Genomic DNA, 18,908 nt, shown 5'->3' on the forward strand with positions numbered 1-18,908 from the left:
TTCTCTTTCTTTGTAAACGTATTTTGTAAAAGAAGAGGTGAGAAATCTTTCTTTGTGGTACGTTTCAATTTATAATAGCAAATGGAAGGAGAGTGCTTATGTCTTTAACAAATGAACAACAAGAGCGATTTCAAATTTTGCTCCAGCAGTTGCAAATACCAGACGACCTTATAAATCAATATTTACAAGGCGGTGGTATTGAAAGGCTCGTTATTGATAAAGCGAATAAAAGTTGGCATTTTGATTTACAAGTGCCACGTATTTTGCCTACAGAATTATATGAATTGCTAGAAACAAAGCTTAAGCAATCATTTTCTCATATTGCAAGAACAACATTTGCATTAGAAACAGAGAATAAACAATTTACAGAAGAAGAAGTGAGGGCGTATTGGCCGCTTTGTACGGAACGAATTACATTTTCACCTATGTTCGCATACTTAAAGAAGCAGCTTCCACAGGTGAATGGAGTGAAGTTGTTAATAAATGTAAATAACGAGCTGGAGTCTACGGCTTTAAAGAAAAACGTTGCGAAACCAGTAGGGGATCAATACGAAGTTTTTGGATTCCCGCGTTTTCAGTTAGACACACATATACAGCAAAATACAGAAGAAATGCAAAAGTTTCGTGAACAAACGCAGCAAGAAGACCGTGAGCGTGTTATACAAGCTATGGAAGAAATGGCGAAGAAGCAAGCTGAAGAAAGCAGCGTTGTGTATGAAGGACCGATTACACTCGGGTATCTTATTAAGCCAGATGAAGAGATTACACCGATGCGAGAAATTCAAGATGAAGAAAGAAGAAAAACGGTTCAAGGATATGTCTTTCATGTAGAAACAAAAGAGCTTCGTAGTGGGCGTACGTTATTAACTTTAAAAATAACGGATTATACGGATTCTATTATGATCAAAATGTTCTCGCGTGACAAAGAAGATATTCCAATGCTGCAATCCTTGAAAAAAGGAATGTGGGTGAAAGCGCGTGGTTCTGTTCAAAACGATACATTCGTTCGAGATTTAGTAATGATTGCAAATGATATTAATGAAATAACAGGACCGTCTCGTAAAGATAAAGCACCAGAAGGCGAAAAACGAGTAGAGCTGCATCTCCATACTCCGATGAGTCAAATGGACGCTGTCACTCCAGTTTCTAAGCTTGTTGCTCAAGCTGGTAAATGGGGACATGAGGCTATTGCGGTTACAGATCATGCCGTGGCTCAGTCCTTCCCAGAGGCGTATTCTGCAGGGAAGAAGGCTGGTGTTAAAGTTATATATGGTGTAGAAGCAAATCTAGTTAATGATGGTGTACCGATAGCGTATAACGAAGCGCATCGTTTACTTGCAGAGGAAACGTATGTTGTTTTCGACGTTGAGACGACAGGTTTATCAGCTGTATACGATACAGTCATTGAGTTGGCTGCCGTAAAAGTAAAGGGTGGCGAAATTATTGATCGCTTTGAATCTTTCGCAAATCCACATCAACCATTATCAGCGACGATTATTGAATTGACAGGTATTACGGATGATATGTTAACTGATGCACCTGAAGTGGACGAAGTGTTTAAAAAGTTTGAGGAATGGATGGGCGACCATACACTTGTTGCCCATAACGCGAGCTTTGATATGGGCTTTATTAACGTAGGTTTTAAAAAGGCTGGACTAGAAAAAACGAATAATCCAGTTATTGATACGTTAGAACTTGCACGATTTTTATTCCCAGAAATGAAAAATCATCGATTAAATACGATGTGTAAAAAACTTGATATTGAATTAACACAACATCACCGTGCGATTTATGATACAGAAGCGACGGGATATTTACTTGTGAAAATGTTGAAAGACGTAATTGAAAAGGGATTTGAATATCACGATCAATTAAATGATAGCATGGGACAAGGGGATGCGTATAAGCGTGGCCGTCCAAGTCATATGACGTTACTTGCCACATCAGATGTTGGATTGAAAAATTTATATAAACTTGTTTCATATTCTCACCTTAATTACTTTTACCGTGTACCACGTGTGCCGAGATCACTATTAAAAAAATATCGTGAAGGGATTTTAGTAGGAACGGCTTGTGATAAAGGTGAAGTGTTTGAGGCAATGATGCAAAAGGCACCTGAAGAGGTAGAAGAAATTGCCCAGTTCTATGATTACATTGAAGTAATGCCTCCAGAGGTGTTGCGTCATTTAGTAGAACGTGAGCTTGTTCGAGACGAAGGTCAATTAAAAACAATTATTTCTAACTTAGTAAAACTAGGTGAGACGTTAGATAAACCAGTTGTTGCTACAGGAAACGTGCATTATTTAGACCCTGAGGATGCGATGTATCGTAAAATTTTAGTCAGTTCGCAGGGCGGAGCCAATCCGTTAAATCGACATTCATTACCGCCAGTACATTTCCGTACAACTGATGAGATGTTAGAATGTTTTTCATTCTTAGGTGAAGACAAAGCGAAAGAAGTTGTTGTAACAAATACACAAAAGATTGCGTCATTAATTGGTGATGTGCATCCAGTAAAAGACGATCTATACACACCGAAAATTGAAGGTGCTGATGATGAAACGCGTGATATGAGTTATAAAATGGCGCGTAGCATTTATGGTGAAGAGTTACCGGAAATTGTAGAAGCACGTTTAGAAAAAGAATTAAAAAGTATTATTGGGCATGGATTCGCCGTAATTTATTTAATTTCACATAAGCTTGTGAAAAAATCGTTAGTAGACGGATATCTAGTAGGTTCGCGTGGATCGGTAGGGTCATCATTTGTTGCAACGATGATGGAAATTACAGAAGTAAACCCATTACCACCACACTATGTATGTCCGAAGTGTAAGCAATCAGAATTCTTTAATGATGGTTCTGTAGGTTCTGGTTTTGACTTACCAGATAAAGAATGTCCTGCTTGTAATATTCCATATGTAAAAGATGGACATGACATTCCTTTCGAAACGTTCCTTGGATTTAAAGGAGATAAGGTGCCCGATATCGATTTGAACTTCTCCGGGGAATACCAACCACGTGCCCATAACTATACGAAAGTACTGTTCGGTGAAGACTATGTATATCGTGCAGGAACGATTGGTACAGTTGCGGAAAAAACTGCTTACGGATATGTAAAAGGTTATGCAAATGATCATAACTTAACGATTCGAAATGCAGAGATTGATCGCTTAGTAGCAGGGTGTACCGGTGTAAAACGTACAACAGGACAGCATCCAGGCGGTATTATCGTTGTGCCAGATTACATGGATATCTTTGATTTCTCACCAATACAGTACCCAGCTGATTCAATTGGTGCTGAATGGAGAACAACGCATTTTGATTTCCACTCGATTCATGATAATTTATTAAAACTTGATATACTAGGACACGATGATCCGACCGTTATTCGTATGTTACAAGATTTAAGTGGTATTGATCCGAAAACAATCCCAACGGATGATCCAGAAGTAATGAAAATTTTCTCTGGTCCAGAATCGTTAGGGGTAACGGAAGAGCAAATTAACTGTAAAACAGGTACACTTGGTATACCAGAGTTTGGTACAAAATTCGTAAGACAGATGTTAGAAGAGACAAAACCGACGACATTCTCAGAGTTAGTCCAAATTTCTGGACTATCACATGGTACTGACGTATGGCTTGGTAATGCAAACGAGTTAATTTATAACGGTACATGTACGCTGAGCGAAGTTATCGGTTGTCGTGATGACATCATGGTATATTTAATCTATCAAGGTCTAGATCCATCATTAGCCTTCAAAATCATGGAGTCGGTTCGTAAAGGTAAAGGTGTACCGGAAGAATGGGAAGAAGACATGAAAAATAATAATGTACCAGATTGGTATATTGATTCATGTAAGAAGATTAAATACATGTTCCCTAAAGCCCATGCGGCTGCTTACGTACTTATGGCTGTACGTATCGCATACTTTAAAGTACATTTTGCACTGTTATTCTATGCCGCATATTTTACAGTTCGTGCAGATGATTTTGATGTAGAGGCAATGGCGAAAGGTTCAGCATCTATACGTGCAAGAATTGATGAAATTGCTCAAAAGGGACTCGATGCTGCGCCGAAAGAGAAGAGTTTATTAACAGTACTAGAAATGACACTTGAAATGTGTGAGCGTGGATACTCATTCCAAAAGGTGGATTTATACCGCTCACATGCAACAGAATTTATTATTGATGGAGACACATTAATTCCTCCATTTAATGCGGTACCTGGTCTTGGTACAAACGCAGCTTTAAGTATTGTGGAAGCACGTAAAAATGGAGACTTCTTATCAAAAGAGGACTTGCAGCAGCGTAGTAAGGTTTCGAAAACAATTATTGAGTATTTAGATAGTCAAGGTTGTTTAGGAGATTTACCGGATCAAAACCAGTTATCACTGTTCTAGTAGGTAGGAAAAGTCTTTGCAAATCAACATTTCCTATGATATACTATTAACCGAGATAACCATGTCATGTATATTGTGTAAAGAAAAGAGTGGGGAAACCCACTCTTTCGTGTTACTATCTATGTTTTCTCTACGTAGATAGGTAAAAGATTTCTGTCGTATATACATATTTTGTTACAAGTTTTACTTCTTAAATTTGGTAATACTAAGACAGATAATCCCTGCTGAACAGCAGGGGCTTTTGTTAGCTAACGAGAAAGAATAAGATAGACCGTTTTTAAAGTGGCGGGGTCTTCTTCTTTTAAATGGTACATGACGGCAGGAAGGAGGCTGTTTATGGATAAGAAAGTCACAGAAGTTGTAGAAGCATTTGCGCAGCCGATCGTTGAAGAGTTAAATCTTGAACTTGTAGATGTAGAGTATGTGAAAGAAGGACAAGACTGGTTCTTACGCGTATTCATCGATTCTGAAAAGGGAGTCGACATTGAAGAATGCGGTGCGGTAAGTGAACGTTTAAGCGAAGCTTTAGATAAAGAGGATCCAATTCCTCATCTTTACTTTTTGGATGTATCATCTCCTGGAGCGGAACGCCCATTAAAGAAAGAAAAAGACTTCCAGCAAGCGGTAGGAAAACAAGTGGCAATTAAAACATATGAGCCGATTGATGGTGAAAAGATGTTTGAAGGAAAACTGCTTTCTTACGATGGTACAACAATAACATTATTATTAACAATTAAAACACGTAAAAAAGAAATCCAAATTTCGATGGATAAAGTCGCAAATGCGCGACTTGCTGTTACGTTTTAGTTAGAAGGGGGATCTTCATGAGCACTGAGTTATTAGATGCTTTGCTCGTATTAGAATCTGAAAAAGGCATTAGCAAAGACATTATTATTGATGCGATTGAAGCAGCTTTAATCTCTGCTTATAAGCGCAATTTTAATCAAGCACAAAACGTTCGTGTGAGCTTTAACCCAGAAGTGGGAACAATTCAAGTTTTAGCACGTAAAGACGTAGTAGACAATGTGTTTGATCCACGTCTTGAAATTTCTGTAGAGGAAGCAAGACAAATTAATCCAAACTACCAAGATGGTGACGTACTAGAAATTGAAGTAACACCAAAAGACTTTGGTCGTATTGCAGCACAAACTGCAAAACAAGTTGTCACACAACGAGTGCGTGAAGCAGAGCGCGGTGTTATTTACTCTGAGTTTAGTGACCGTGAAGAAGATATTATGGTAGGTATTGTACAACGTCAAGATGCTCGTTTCATCTATGTAAGCTTAGGAAAAGTAGAAGCTTTATTACCTGTAAGTGAGCAAATGCCTAATGAGCAATACAAACCACATGATCGTATTCGCGTATTCATTACGAAAGTAGAAAAAACGACAAAAGGACCACAAATTTACGTATCACGTACACATCCTGGTCTTTTAAAACGTTTATTCGAAATGGAAGTTCCTGAAATCTATGATGGAACTGTAGAAATTCGTTCTGTAGCACGTGAAGCTGGCGATCGCTCTAAGATCTCTGTATATGCAGAGAACACTGATGTTGATCCAGTTGGTTCTTGTGTAGGACCAAAAGGGCAACGTGTACAACGCATTGTAGACGAATTAAAAGGTGAAAAAATTGACATCGTCCGCTGGTCAAATGATCCAGTTGAATATGTTGCAAATGCATTAAGCCCATCACAAGTTGTTAAAGTACTTGTAGATGAAGAAGAAAAAGCGACAACAGTAGTTGTTCCAGACCACCAGTTATCATTAGCTATCGGTAAGCGTGGACAAAATGCACGTCTTGCAGCTAAATTAACAGGCTGGAAAATTGATATTAAGAGTGAGTCTGATGCGAAACAACTTGGTATTGTAACAGAAGAAGATAGCGTAATCGCATTTGGATTCGATTCAGTGGAAGACGAAATCGAATAGAGGTGATGAGTATGAGCAATCGAAAAGTTCCGTTACGAAAATGTGTTGCAACGCAAGAAATGAAATCAAAACGAGAGCTCGTTCGCATTGTTCGTTCCAAAGAGGGAGAAGTGTCCATTGATTTAACTGGGAAAAAATCAGGACGAGGTGCTTACTTGTCGAAGGACAAGGAGAGCATTCTTCAAGCTCAAAAGAAAAATGTTTTGGAACATCATCTAAAAGCGAAAATCGACGGTTCTTTATATGAAGAGCTTCTTGAGCTTGTTGAGAAGGAGTCGAAATAAGTGTCCGATTGGAAATCGTTTTTAGGACTAGCAAACCGGGCTCGGAAAATTATTTCGGGTGAAGAACTCGTTTTAAAAGAAGTACGAAGTGGCAAAGCAAAACTTGTATTGCTATCTGAAGATGCGTCAGTAAATACTACAAAACGCATCACAGATAAAACTACGTACTACAACGTACCAATGAGAAAGGTCGAAAATCGACAACAATTAGGGCATGCGATTGGGAGAGATGAGCGAGTCGTTGTAGCTGTGTTAGATGTAGGCTTTGCGAAAAAGCTGCGTAGCATGCTCGATACAAATTACCGGGGGTGAAGGTATGAGTAAAATTCGAGTGCATGAATATGCAAAAAAACATAATATCTCAAGTAAAGATCTTATGACAAAACTAAAAGAAATGAATATCGAGGTTTCGAATCATATGACAATGTTAGACGATGAAGTAGTAAATAAATTAGATAATGAATATCAAACTGAAAAACCTTCTGTTGCAGATGAGTTTGAAGTAGAAGAAAAAGTTGTTCGCAGTAAAAAGAACAGCAATAAGAAAAAGAAAAAAGGCAAAGGAAACGAAGACAAACGTCAAGAGAACTTTGCTGGTAGACAACAAACTCAAATTGTAGAAACACCAGATAAAATTACTTTCTCTGGAAGCCTTACAGTAGGAGATCTTGCTAAAAAATTAAGCAAAGAGCCATCTGAAATTATTAAGAAGCTCTTCATGCTTGGAATTATGGCAACAATTAACCAAGACTTGGATAAAGATACAATTGAGTTAATTGCTAACGACTACGGTATTGAAGTAGAAGAAGAAGTAATTGTAAGCGAGACTGAGTTTGAAACATTCATTGATGAGCAAGATGATGAAGAGAACTTAAAAGAACGTCCAGCTGTAGTTACAATCATGGGACACGTTGACCATGGTAAAACAACATTACTGGATTCTATTCGTAACTCAAAAGTAACTGCAGGCGAAGCGGGTGGAATTACTCAGCATATCGGTGCATATCAAGTTGAAGTAAACGATAAGAAGATTACATTCTTAGATACACCTGGTCACGCAGCATTTACAACGATGCGTGCTCGTGGAGCACAAGTAACGGATATTACAATCCTTGTTGTTGCAGCGGATGACGGTGTTATGCCACAAACGGTTGAAGCAATTAACCATGCGAAGGCAGCAGGAGTACCAATTATTGTTGCTGTGAATAAAATGGATAAACCAGCTGCAAACCCTGATCGCGTAATGCAAGAACTAACTGAATATGAATTAGTTCCAGAAGCTTGGGGCGGAGATACTATTTTCGTACCAATTTCTGCAATTCAAGGCGAAGGCATTGACAACTTACTAGAAATGATCCTTCTTGTAAGTGAAGTAGAAGAATATAAAGCAAATCCAAACCGCTATGCAACTGGTACAGTAATCGAAGCACAGCTTGATAAAGGTAAAGGAACTATCGCGACATTACTTGTTCAAAATGGTACGCTTCGAGTTGGAGATCCAATCGTTGTTGGAACTTCATTCGGACGTGTTCGTGCAATGGTAAGTGATATTGGTCGTCGTGTAAAAGTTGCTGGTCCATCAACTCCTGTTGAAATTACTGGTTTAAACGAAGTACCACAGGCTGGAGATCGTTTCATGGCATTTGCTGATGAGAAGAAAGCTCGTCAAATTGGTGAATCACGTGCACAAGAAGCGTTAGTTGCACAACGTGGTGAGAAATCTAAATTAAGCCTTGAAGATTTATTCCAACAAATCCAAGAGGGCGATGTAAAAGAAATTAACTTAATCGTAAAAGCAGACGTACAAGGTTCTGTTGAAGCGATGGCAGCATCACTTCGTAAAATTGATGTTGAAGGCGTAAAAGTTAAAATCATTCACACTGGTGTAGGTGCGATTACAGAATCTGATATCATTTTAGCTTCTGCATCTAATGCAATTGTAATTGGATTTAACGTACGTCCAGATGTGAACGCGAAGCGTACAGCTGAATTAGAGAACGTTGATATTCGTTTACACCGTATTATTTATAAAGTAATCGAAGAGATTGAAGCAGCTATGCAAGGTATGCTTGATCCAGAATTCGAAGAAAAAGTAATCGGTCAAGCAGAAGTTCGTCAAACGTTTAAAGTAACAAAAGTTGGAACAATCGCAGGTTGTTACGTAACAGACGGTAAAATTACGCGTGATAGTGGCGTACGTATTATCCGTGACGGCGTAGTAATTTTCGAAGGACAACTTGATACGTTAAAACGTTTCAAAGACGACGTAAAAGAAGTTGCACAAAACTATGAGTGTGGTATTACAATTGAGAGATATAATGATCTTAAAGAAGGGGACATCATTGAAGCGTACATTATGGAAGAAGTGAAGCGATGATTATCGCTTCACTCTCATTCGAGTGTATGATTTACGATGTGCATTCTTTAAAAGAGAAACGTGCAATTTTACAACGTGTGTTAACTCGTGTAAAACAGCGCTATAATGTAGCTGTTTCTGAAGTTGGGCACCAAGATGTATGGCAACGTACAGAAATTGCAATTGTTTCCGTATCCTCAAATCGTGTTATCTGTGAGAAAGAAATGAATCGTGTACTTGAGTACATCGATTCATTTCCTGAAATTGAACGTACAATAACACATTTGGAATGGTATTGAATGAGGTGAAGAGTTATGAAATTACGTGCGAACCGTGTGGGCGAGCAAATGAAAAAAGAATTAGGCGACATTATCAGTCGTAAAATTAAAGACCCACGTATTGGATTTGTTACAGTAACTGATGTACAAGTGAGTGGTGATTTACAAATTGCTAAAGTATATATTTCTGTTTTAGGTGATGAAGAACAGAAAGAAAATACTTTAAAAGGTTTAGCGAAGGCAAAAGGCTTTATTCGTTCAGAAATTGGCCAACGTATTCGTCTTCGTAAAACACCAGAAATTACCTTTGAGTTTGATGAGTCTATCGGATATGGTCATCGAATTGATACACTTTTACATGAAATTAATAAAGACGGTAAACGTGAAGAATAATGGATAGACATTTGTCTATCCATTTTTTCAATGCAAAATAAGTTTTGGATATTTACTACGAGAGAATTATGATGAGGTGAACATATATGGAAGGTGTAGTATTATTACATAAGCCAAAAGGCATGACATCACATGATTGTGTATTTAAATTAAGAAAGATATTGCGAGAAAAGAGAATTGGTCATACGGGAACATTAGACCCTGATGTAACAGGAGTATTACCAATTTGCGTTGGAAGAGCAACGAAAATTGCACAATTTTTAACAAGTGAAACGAAAACATATGAAGGTGAAGTAACATTAGGGTTTTCAACGACAACTGAAGATGCTTCTGGTGAGGTTGTTGAAACGAAAAATGTAGATCGTACTATTACTCGTAAGGAAGTAGAGAAAGTCCTTGCGGAATTAACAGGCACGATTGAACAAATGCCACCAATGTTCTCGGCTGTAAAAGTAAACGGGAAAAAATTATACGAATATGCAAGAGCAGGGCAAGAGGTGGAACGTCCAGTTCGTACAATTACAATTCATGAATTCATATTACTTGATGATCGTGAAGTTTTTGAAGGAGAAAATATTTCATTCCGTTTCCGTGTAACGTGTAGTAAAGGAACATATGTAAGAACGTTAGCTGTAATGATCGGGGAAAAACTTGGTTTCCCATCACATATGTCGCACCTTATAAGAACGGCATCTGGTGAATTTTTATTAGAAGATTGCATATCATTTGAAGAAATTGAAGAAAACGTGCAAAATGGAACAGTAGAGTCTATCTTCATTTCAATTGATGAAGCATTAAGTAAGTTTCCAAAAATGGTTGTAGATGAAAAGCAAGCAGAGAAAATAAAGAATGGTATGTTCTTAAAAAATGAATTAGAAATAACAGCACCATTTATTACAGTGTTTGATAAAAATGATCGTTGCTTAGCAATTTATGAACATCATCCGAAACATCCTGGTATGTTAAAGCCGATGAAAGTACTTGTGAATAATCAAGAACTAAAGCTATAATGAATTATTGGAAGGATTATTACAGAAAAAGGTGAATTCAAGCGTGAAACTTATTCATTTAACTCATCCACATGAACAAAATAAATTAGAATTACCACCTACTGTAATGGCATTAGGATTTTTTGATGGCATTCATTTAGGACATCAATGTGTAATTCGAACTGCGAAAAAAATAGCGGACGACCGAGGATATAAAAGTGCAGTTATGACATTTCATCCTCATCCATCTGTTGTTTTAGGAAAAAAGGATGCGCATGTGGAGTATATTACACCGATGCGCGATAAAGAAAAAATAGTCGAAAGCTTAGGAATCGATATATTATATGTAATTAAATTTGATGAATCATTTGCAGGGTTATTACCGCAACAATTTGTAGATGATTATATTATTGGTTTAAATGTAAAGCATGTAGTAGCAGGGTTTGATTATTCATATGGACGTTTAGGAAAAGGAAAGATGGAGACTTTACCATTTCATGCAAGAGGGGAGTTTACACAGACTGTGATTGAAAAAGTTGAATTTCAAGAAGAGAAAGTAAGTTCTACAGCATTACGAAAGTTAATTCGAAATGGCGAAATGGAGCAAATTCCATCTATTTTAGGTAGAGCCTATACTGTAGCGGGAACAGTTATACACGGCGACAAACGTGGACGTCAAATTGGTTTTCCAACAGCTAATGTAGGTTTAAGTGATGAGTATTTATTGCCACCTGTAGGTGTTTATGCAGTGAGATTAAAAGTTCACGGTGAATGGTACGATGGTGTATGTAATATTGGATATAAACCGACTTTTAAAGAAGATGAGCGTCAATTATCAATTGAAGTGCATTTATTTGAATTTAACAAAGATATATACGATCAAAATGTTACAGTAGAGTGGCATATGCGTATAAGAGCAGAAAAGAAATTCAACGGTATCGATGAGTTAGTTGAACAAATCGCAAAAGATAAGAAAACAGCCCAAGAATATTTTGTGAGCGAAAAGAATATACTTGCTTTTTCAAATGAAAAGTAGTATTCTATGTTATGTACTTTATGACAACCATTGCTTGGCATTGCGACTCACCGACGCTTGCTAGGTAATTGGGGGTTTAATTAATAGGAGGTGAAATAGGATGGCTTTAACACAAGAGCGTAAAAATGAAATCATTGCACAATTTAGAACTCATGAGACTGATACTGGTTCTCCAGAGGTTCAAATTGCTGTCCTAACGGAGCAAATTAACACTCTAAACGAGCACTTACGTACTCACAAGAAAGATCATCATTCACGTCGTGGTCTATTAAAGATGGTTGGTAAACGTCGTAACTTACTAACTTACCTTCGTAATAGCGATATCACACGTTACCGTGAATTAATCACAAAGCTTGGCTTACGTCGATAGTCAAAGAAGCGGGAATATTCCCGCTTTTTTGTTAGGTAAAAATATATCTTCTACGCTTTATAGCTTACTTAATTTTAGGCAATACTAGAGGTAGAATATTGTGATATACTATCCATTTACATAGAAGAATTGAATACTTTAAATTGAGAGGGGTACTTAAATGAGTCAAGAAAAGCAAGTCTTCTCGATAGATTTAGCTGGTCGCCAGCTAACAGTTGAAACTGGTCAGCTTGCAAAACAAGCGAACGGAGCAGTATTAGTAAGATATGGCGATACAGCGGTTCTATCTACAGCAACTGCATCAAAAGAAGCAAAAAATGTAGATTTCTTCCCACTTACAGTAAACTATGAAGAGCGTTTATATGCAGTCGGAAAAATTCCTGGCGGTTTCATTAAACGTGAAGGTCGTCCAAGTGAAAAAGCAATTTTGGCAAGTCGTTTAATCGACCGTCCAATCCGTCCACTTTTCGCAGATGGTTTCCGTAACGAAGTACAAGTTGTCAGCATCGTAATGAGTGTTGATCAAGATTGTTCTTCTGAAATGGCAGCTATGCTTGGTTCTTCATTAGCGTTATCGATTTCAGATATTCCATTTGAAGGTCCAATCGCGGGTGCAACAGTTGGTCGTATTAACGGCGAATTCGTTATCAACCCAACAGTAGAACAGCAAGAACAAAGTGATATTCACCTTGTTGTAGCTGGTACGAAAGATGCAATTAACATGGTTGAAGCAGGAGCAGATCAAGTGCCTGAGGAAACAATGTTAGAAGCAATTATGTTTGGTCATGACGAAATTAAACGTCTAATTGCATTCCAAGAAGAGATTGTACAAGCTGTAGGTAAAGAGAAATCAGAAGTGAAACTTTATGAAGTTGACGCTGATCTTAACCAAGCTGTACGTGAAATGGCTGAAGAAGATATGCATTCAGCAATTCAAGTACATGAGAAACATGCACGTGAAGATGCAATTAACGAAGTGAAAAAGCGTGTTATTGAGCATTACGAAGCGCAGGAAGCTGACGCTGATACATTAGGACAAGTAAATGAGATTTTATATAAAATTGTAAAAGAAGAAGTACGTCGTCTTATTACAGTTGAAAAAATCCGCCCAGATGGCCGTAAAGGTGACGAAATCCGTCCATTAGCATCAGAGGTTGGCATTTTATCTCGTACACACGGTTCTGGTTTGTTCACTCGTGGACAAACACAAGCATTAAGTATTTGTACATTAGGTGCATTAGGCGATGTGCAAATTTTAGATGGTCTTGGTGTAGAAGAATCAAAACGCTTTATGCACCATTACAATTTCCCATCATTTAGTGTTGGTGAAACTAGACCAATGCGTGGACCAGGTCGTCGTGAAATCGGTCACGGTGCACTAGGAGAACGCGCACTTGAGCCTGTAATTCCATCTGAAAAAGATTTCCCATACACAGTACGTCTTGTATCTGAAGTTTTAGAATCAAATGGTTCTACTTCACAAGCAAGTATTTGTGGTAGTACTTTAGCAATGATGGATGCTGGTGTTCCACTTAAAGCTCCAGTTGCAGGTATTGCAATGGGTCTAGTTAAAACTGGTGAGCATTACACAATTTTATCTGATATTCAAGGTATGGAAGATCATTTAGGTGATATGGACTTTAAAGTAGCAGGTACAGCACAAGGTGTAACTGCACTACAAATGGACATTAAAATCGATGGTCTATCTCGTGAAATTTTAGAAGAGGCATTACAACAAGCGAAAGTTGGTCGTGTGCACATTCTAAATCATATGTTATCTGTTATTCCAGAGCCACGCACTGAATTATCAGCGTACGCTCCAAAGATTATTACAATGACAATTAATCCAGATAAAATCCGTGACGTTATCGGACCGAGCGGTAAACAAATCAATAAAATTATTGAAGAAACTGGCGTTAAAATTGACATCGAGCAAGATGGCACAGTATTCATTTCTTCAATAAACCAAGAAATGAACGACAAAGCTAAGAAAATTATCGAAGATATCGTTCGCGAAGTACAAGTAGGTGAAATCTACGAAGGAAAAGTGAAACGTGTTGAGAAATTCGGTGCTTTCGTTGAATTATTCAGCGGTAAAGATGGATTAGTTCACATTTCTGAACTTGCACTTGAGCGTGTAGGTAAAGTAGAAGACGTTGTAAAAATCGGTGACGTAATTACGGTTAAAGTTATCGAGATTGACAAGCAAGGTCGTGTTAATCTATCTAGAAAAGTATTGCTAAAAGAAGAGCAAGAAAAAGAAGCTGCTAAAGAAGAAAACAAACAAGAGCAGCAATAAGCGAAAGCCAGTTTAACTGGCTTTTTTTGTTATGTAAAAATATGATTTATATATATTTTTATGTCAGTATAGGTATAGTTTTCATTATAACGCTCAAATTAACAAAGATAAGAAGAAAAATGTTTTTTTATATAGTTAATTTGGGAGGGTTTATATGAAAGTTCGTATATTGGCATACATATGTATATTTTCTTTATATGTCAGTTTAGGCTCTTATTCTGTTTTTGCACAGGATAACTTATATGAAGAAATTCAAAAGCATGCAAAACAATATGAGATTGCACCTCAAAATGCGATGATTGATAAGATATGGAAAGCAACACCAGGATATAATGGAAGACAAGTTGATATGGAAGCATCCTATAACAATATGAAGAAGCTAAAGGAATTTGATCAAAAACACCTTGAATTTAAGGAAGTATCACCGAGTGTCCACTTAGAAGATTTATCACCTGCTCCAATTTATAGGGGGCATCCGAATAAAAAGATGGTGGGATTAACAATAAATGTGGCATGGGGAAACGAGTATTTGCCTCGTATATTAGAAATATTGAAAAAGCATGATGTGAAGGCGACTTTCTTTTTAGAAGGACGTTGGGTGAAAGAAAATTTACGATTTGCAAAAATGATTGTCGATGCAAATCAAGAAGTCGGAAATCATTCTTATACGCACCCTAATATGAAAACGCTATCGTCTGATGAAATACGAGAGCAGTTACAAAAAACAAATCGAATGATTGAAGCTGCTACGAATCAAAAGGTGAGATGGTTTGCCCCGCCGAGTGGAAGTTTTCGGGATGAAGTCGTGAAAATCGCTGATGATTTCCAAATGGGAACGATTATGTGGACTGTCGATACAATCGATTGGAAGCGACCTGAGCCAGATGTACTATTGCAGAGAGTAATGAGAAAAATACACCCAGGTGCTATCGTATTAATGCATCCTACTTCGTCAACGGCAGAAGCATTAGATACAATGATTAAAAAATTGAAGGAACAAGGATATAAAGTAGGGAATATAACAGAATTACTGGATGAAAAACGTGTGGATTAAATACATTTGCATGACATTCATCCTTAAACTTGTTATCATTAAATAATAGCACTTATTTAGAGAAACTGGCAGTAGGAGGAAAGTTTTTGATTAAAAAATATACTTGTAAAAATGGTGTAAGAATAGTTATGGAGAATATACCAACTGTAAGATCGGTTGCGATTGGTATTTGGATCCATGCGGGATCAAGAAATGAAAATGAAAAAAATAACGGGATTTCTCACTTTTTAGAGCATATGTTCTTTAAAGGGACAGAAACACGTAGTGCACGCGAAATTGCAGAATCATTTGATAGTATTGGTGGGCAAGTGAATGCTTTTACTTCAAAAGAGTACACTTGTTACTATGCAAAAGTGCTAGATGAACATGCTAAATATGCTTTAGATGTATTAGCTGACATGTTCTTTAATTCAACATTTGATGAAGAAGAATTGAAAAAAGAGAAGAATGTCGTATGTGAAGAAATTAAAATGTACGAAGATGCTCCAGACGATATTGTGCATGATATGTTAACGAAAGCAACATATGAAACGCATCCGCTTGGATATCCTATTTTAGGAACAGAAGAAACACTTGATACGTTTACAGGTGATACGCTACGCCAATATATTAAGGATCATTATACACCTGAAAATGTAGTTGTTTCAGTTGCAGGAAATATTGATGAAGCCTTCTTACAAACGGTAGAGCAATATTTCGGTAGTTATGAAGGAACAACAAATCGTGAACAAGTACATAGTCCAATTTTCCATTTTAACAAAGTAGCACGTAAAAAGGAAACAGAACAAGCTCATTTATGTTTAGGATATAAAGGCTTACAAATGGGACACGAAGATATTTATAACTTAATTGTATTAAATAACGTTTTAGGCGGTAGTATGAGTAGCCGTTTATTCCAAGAAGTACGTGAGCAACGTGGGTTAGCTTACTCAGTATTTTCTTACCATTCTTCTTATGAAGATACAGGTATGTTAACACTGTATGGTGGAACAGGTAGTCAACAATTAGATACACTGTATGAAACAATGCAAGAAACATTAGAAACATTGAAAAATACAGGTATTACAGAAAAAGAGCTTATTAATAGTAAAGAGCAATTAAAAGGAAACTTAATGTTAAGTTTAGAAAGTACGAATAGTCGTATGAGCCGTAATGGTAAAAATGAATTGCTACTTCGTAAGCATCGTTCACTTGATGAGATTATCGAAAGTGTAAACACTGTAACAAAAGAAAATGTAGATGGGTTAATTCGTAACATGTTTACAGATGAATTCTCTGCAGCATTAATTAGTCCAGATGGAAAACTTCCAAAAGGAATAAAACTATAATCAACTTTTACGATGTATCTGAAAATAACCTTCTCTCTTTTTAAATGAGAGAAGGTTATTTTTTTTATACATATAGAATAGGTACTAATTATAGACAATGCAAATGAAAAATTTAGTAGGGGAGTGGAGTGAGTATGCGATTAAGTGAATTAAGCGGTAAAGAGGTTGTAGATATAGAAAAAGCGGAAAAAATGGGAGCCTTAGGTTATATGGATTTAGAGATTAATGAGAAAGACGGACAAATACAAACACTTATAATACCTGTAGGGAAGTGGGGAGGTTTTAAAAAGGAACCACAAGAAGTAAGAGTGGCATGGAGTCAAATAAAGAAAGTCGGACACGATATGCTTCTTTGTGATAGTATAGATCGTTCAAATTCGGAGTGAAGGATGGCCATTTTGGTCATCTTTTTTTGTATCTACATAGAAACCTGATAAATCATATGTGCATTTGGATTTTCAATCACCATAAACTCGTACATTACATATGATGTGGAGGAAAAAGAAAAAGTAGGCACTTTTCTTATAAATGACAGAAAAAGAAGGTGAATTAGGGAATGTTGACTGAGATGCATATTGCTGTCATAGGAGGAGATGCAAGGCAGCTAGAAGTAATTCGTAAGCTAGTTGAATTGGATGCGAAACTTTCTTTGATAGGTTTTGATCAGTTAGATCATGGTTTCACAGGGGCAGCAAAAGAAAGTATACAAAATTTAGATTTCACTTCTGTAGACGCAATTATTTTGCCGGTTGCCGGTACAAATGCCAAAGGAGAAGTAGATACTATTTTTTCAAATGAAAAAGTTTCAATAACGAAAGAACAAATTGAAAATACACCAGAACACTTTACTATATATTCAGGTATTGGTACACCTTACTTGGAAAATCTCGTATCTACTACGAATCGAAAACTTGTTAAATTATTTGATCGTGATGATGTAGCAATATACAATTCTATTCCAACGGTAGAAGGTACATTAATGATGGTAATTCAACATACCGACTATACAATTCATGGGTCCAATGTAATGGTTCTAGGATTTGGGAGAACAGGAATGAGTGTTGCGAGAGCATTTCAATCATTAGGAGCCCATGTCAAAGTTGGAGCAAGACGATCTGAACATATTGCACGTATTACAGAAATGATGTTTTCTCCTTTTCATATGCAAGACATAGAGAAAGAAGTAGGAAATATCGATATTGTAATTAATACGATTCCGCATCTCGTTGTAACAGCGAATGTTATTGCAAAAATGCCAGCTCATACGTTAGTGATTGATTTAGCTTCTAAACCAGGCGGTACTGACTTTAGATATGCGGAAAAAAGAGGAGTCAAAGCATTGCTAGCACCTGGATTACCAGGTATTGTTGCCCCAAAAACGGCTGGGCAAATTTTAGCAAATGTTCTTTCTCAGTTATTAGCAGCAGATGCAATTGCAAAGGAGGAGGAAAAGAAATGAGTTTGAAGGGGAAACGAATTGGTTTCGGATTTACAGGTTCACATTGTACGTACGAAGAAGTAATGCCTCATTTAGAAAAATTAATTGCTGAGGGAGCAGAAGTACGTCCTGTTGTTTCTTACACTGTTCAATCAACAAATACTAGATTTGGAGAAGGAGCAGAGTGGATTAAGAAGATTGAAGAAATAACAGGTTTTAAAGCAATTAATTCAATCGTTGGTGCAGAACCACTAGGACCTAAAATTCCACTAGATTGTATGGTAATTGCACCACTAACAGGGAATTCTATGAGTAAATTTGCAAATGCAATGACAGACTCTCCAGTATTAATGGCAGCGAAAGCGACGTTAAGAAATGGCAAGCCTGTCGTATTGGCTGTTTCGACGAATGATGCTCTAGGGCTTAATGGAGTAAATCTCATGCGCCTAATGGCAACAAAAAACATCTACTTCGTCCCATTCGGCCAAGATGCACCAGAGAAAAAACCGAACTCAATGGTAGCTCGCATGGAGCTGCTGGAAGATACAGTGTTAGAAGCGCTGCAAGGGAAGCAATTGCAACCGGTGGTCGTAGAAAAATTCAGATATATGAATTAAAAAACGAAAAAAAACGGACAATTTTTGATGAAACCATCATTCTTACTGTAGAATATGATAAAATTAACGTTATTAAGATTAGAAGGGGTATTGTATACTCCTTCTGATTCTAAGTTATAGAAGGATTGGTATCTA

At 37.1% G+C, this 18,908-nt stretch carries 17 protein-coding genes; all 17 read left to right on the top strand.

What is annotated here, in order from left to right; translation table 11 throughout:
- The first annotated feature begins 98 nt into the window (after nucleotides 1–98).
- Complete coding sequence (locus B9A45_RS10325; protein ID WP_000060004.1) at nucleotides 99–4,400, top strand: PolC-type DNA polymerase III; 4,302 nt, start codon at nucleotides 99–101, stop codon at nucleotides 4,398–4,400.
- 336 nt (nucleotides 4,401–4,736) lie between these two features.
- A complete protein-coding gene (rimP, locus tag B9A45_RS10330) occupies nucleotides 4,737–5,207 on the top strand; it encodes a ribosome maturation factor RimP (RefSeq protein ID WP_000359096.1) in 471 nt (156 codons plus the stop codon).
- Nucleotides 5,208–5,224: 17 nt separating this feature from the next.
- Nucleotides 5,225–6,331, top strand: coding sequence for a transcription termination factor NusA (gene nusA, locus B9A45_RS10335; protein WP_000102604.1), 1,107 nt, complete (start codon nucleotides 5,225–5,227; stop codon nucleotides 6,329–6,331).
- Nucleotides 6,332–6,342: 11 nt separating this feature from the next.
- On the top strand, nucleotides 6,343–6,615 hold the full coding sequence (locus B9A45_RS10340; protein ID WP_000071127.1) for an RNase P modulator RnpM: 273 nt from the start codon (nucleotides 6,343–6,345) through the stop codon (nucleotides 6,613–6,615).
- Nucleotides 6,616–6,927: a YlxQ family RNA-binding protein gene (locus B9A45_RS10345; protein ID WP_001286524.1), complete on the top strand. Its 312-nt coding sequence runs from the start codon at nucleotides 6,616–6,618 to the stop codon at nucleotides 6,925–6,927. It begins immediately after the preceding gene.
- 4 nt (nucleotides 6,928–6,931) lie between these two features.
- Nucleotides 6,932–8,992 (top strand): translation initiation factor IF-2, encoded by a 2,061-nt coding sequence (infB, locus tag B9A45_RS10350; protein WP_000036343.1) that lies wholly within the window; start codon nucleotides 6,932–6,934, stop codon nucleotides 8,990–8,992.
- On the top strand, nucleotides 8,989–9,270 hold the full coding sequence (locus B9A45_RS10355) for a DUF503 domain-containing protein (RefSeq protein WP_000582363.1): 282 nt from the start codon (nucleotides 8,989–8,991) through the stop codon (nucleotides 9,268–9,270). Before infB ends, B9A45_RS10355 begins: the two co-directional genes overlap by 4 nt.
- Before the next feature lie 15 nt (nucleotides 9,271–9,285).
- On the top strand, nucleotides 9,286–9,642 hold the full coding sequence (gene rbfA, locus B9A45_RS10360; RefSeq protein WP_000776437.1) for a 30S ribosome-binding factor RbfA: 357 nt from the start codon (nucleotides 9,286–9,288) through the stop codon (nucleotides 9,640–9,642).
- A gap of 86 nt (nucleotides 9,643–9,728) precedes the next feature.
- Nucleotides 9,729–10,652 carry a tRNA pseudouridine(55) synthase TruB gene (gene truB, locus B9A45_RS10365; RefSeq protein WP_000399348.1) on the top strand — a complete coding sequence of 308 codons (924 nt, stop codon included), beginning with the start codon at nucleotides 9,729–9,731 and terminating at the stop codon, nucleotides 10,650–10,652.
- 43 nt (nucleotides 10,653–10,695) lie between these two features.
- On the top strand, nucleotides 10,696–11,667 hold the full coding sequence (gene ribF, locus B9A45_RS10370; protein ID WP_000766704.1) for a bifunctional riboflavin kinase/FAD synthetase: 972 nt from the start codon (nucleotides 10,696–10,698) through the stop codon (nucleotides 11,665–11,667).
- Nucleotides 11,668–11,767: 100 nt separating this feature from the next.
- The gene (rpsO, locus tag B9A45_RS10375) at nucleotides 11,768–12,037 is read left to right on the top strand and encodes a 30S ribosomal protein S15 (RefSeq protein WP_001229392.1); all 270 of its coding nucleotides are present in this window, start codon (nucleotides 11,768–11,770) and stop codon (nucleotides 12,035–12,037) included.
- Nucleotides 12,038–12,197: 160 nt separating this feature from the next.
- Nucleotides 12,198–14,336 (top strand): polyribonucleotide nucleotidyltransferase, encoded by a 2,139-nt coding sequence (pnp, locus tag B9A45_RS10380; protein WP_000076737.1) that lies wholly within the window; start codon nucleotides 12,198–12,200, stop codon nucleotides 14,334–14,336.
- Nucleotides 14,337–14,490: 154 nt separating this feature from the next.
- Nucleotides 14,491–15,390 carry a polysaccharide deacetylase family protein gene (locus B9A45_RS10385; protein WP_000868232.1) on the top strand — a complete coding sequence of 300 codons (900 nt, stop codon included), beginning with the start codon at nucleotides 14,491–14,493 and terminating at the stop codon, nucleotides 15,388–15,390.
- Between the two features lie 86 nt (nucleotides 15,391–15,476).
- A complete protein-coding gene (locus tag B9A45_RS10390) occupies nucleotides 15,477–16,718 on the top strand; it encodes a M16 family metallopeptidase (protein WP_000592989.1) in 1,242 nt (413 codons plus the stop codon).
- A gap of 134 nt (nucleotides 16,719–16,852) precedes the next feature.
- Nucleotides 16,853–17,104 carry a YlmC/YmxH family sporulation protein gene (locus B9A45_RS10395; RefSeq protein ID WP_001239756.1) on the top strand — a complete coding sequence of 84 codons (252 nt, stop codon included), beginning with the start codon at nucleotides 16,853–16,855 and terminating at the stop codon, nucleotides 17,102–17,104.
- Nucleotides 17,105–17,274: 170 nt separating this feature from the next.
- Nucleotides 17,275–18,177 carry a dipicolinic acid synthetase subunit A gene (gene dpaA / locus B9A45_RS10400; protein ID WP_000954735.1) on the top strand — a complete coding sequence of 301 codons (903 nt, stop codon included), beginning with the start codon at nucleotides 17,275–17,277 and terminating at the stop codon, nucleotides 18,175–18,177.
- Nucleotides 18,174–18,773: a dipicolinate synthase subunit B gene (gene dpaB, locus B9A45_RS10405; protein WP_000053596.1), complete on the top strand. Its 600-nt coding sequence runs from the start codon at nucleotides 18,174–18,176 to the stop codon at nucleotides 18,771–18,773. Before dpaA ends, dpaB begins: the two co-directional genes overlap by 4 nt.
- Nucleotides 18,774–18,908 lie beyond the last annotated feature (135 nt).

This window comes from Bacillus sp. JKS001846 (genome assembly GCF_900176455.1).
Taxonomy (GTDB): Bacteria; Bacillota; Bacilli; order Bacillales; family Bacillaceae_G; genus Bacillus_A; species Bacillus_A cereus.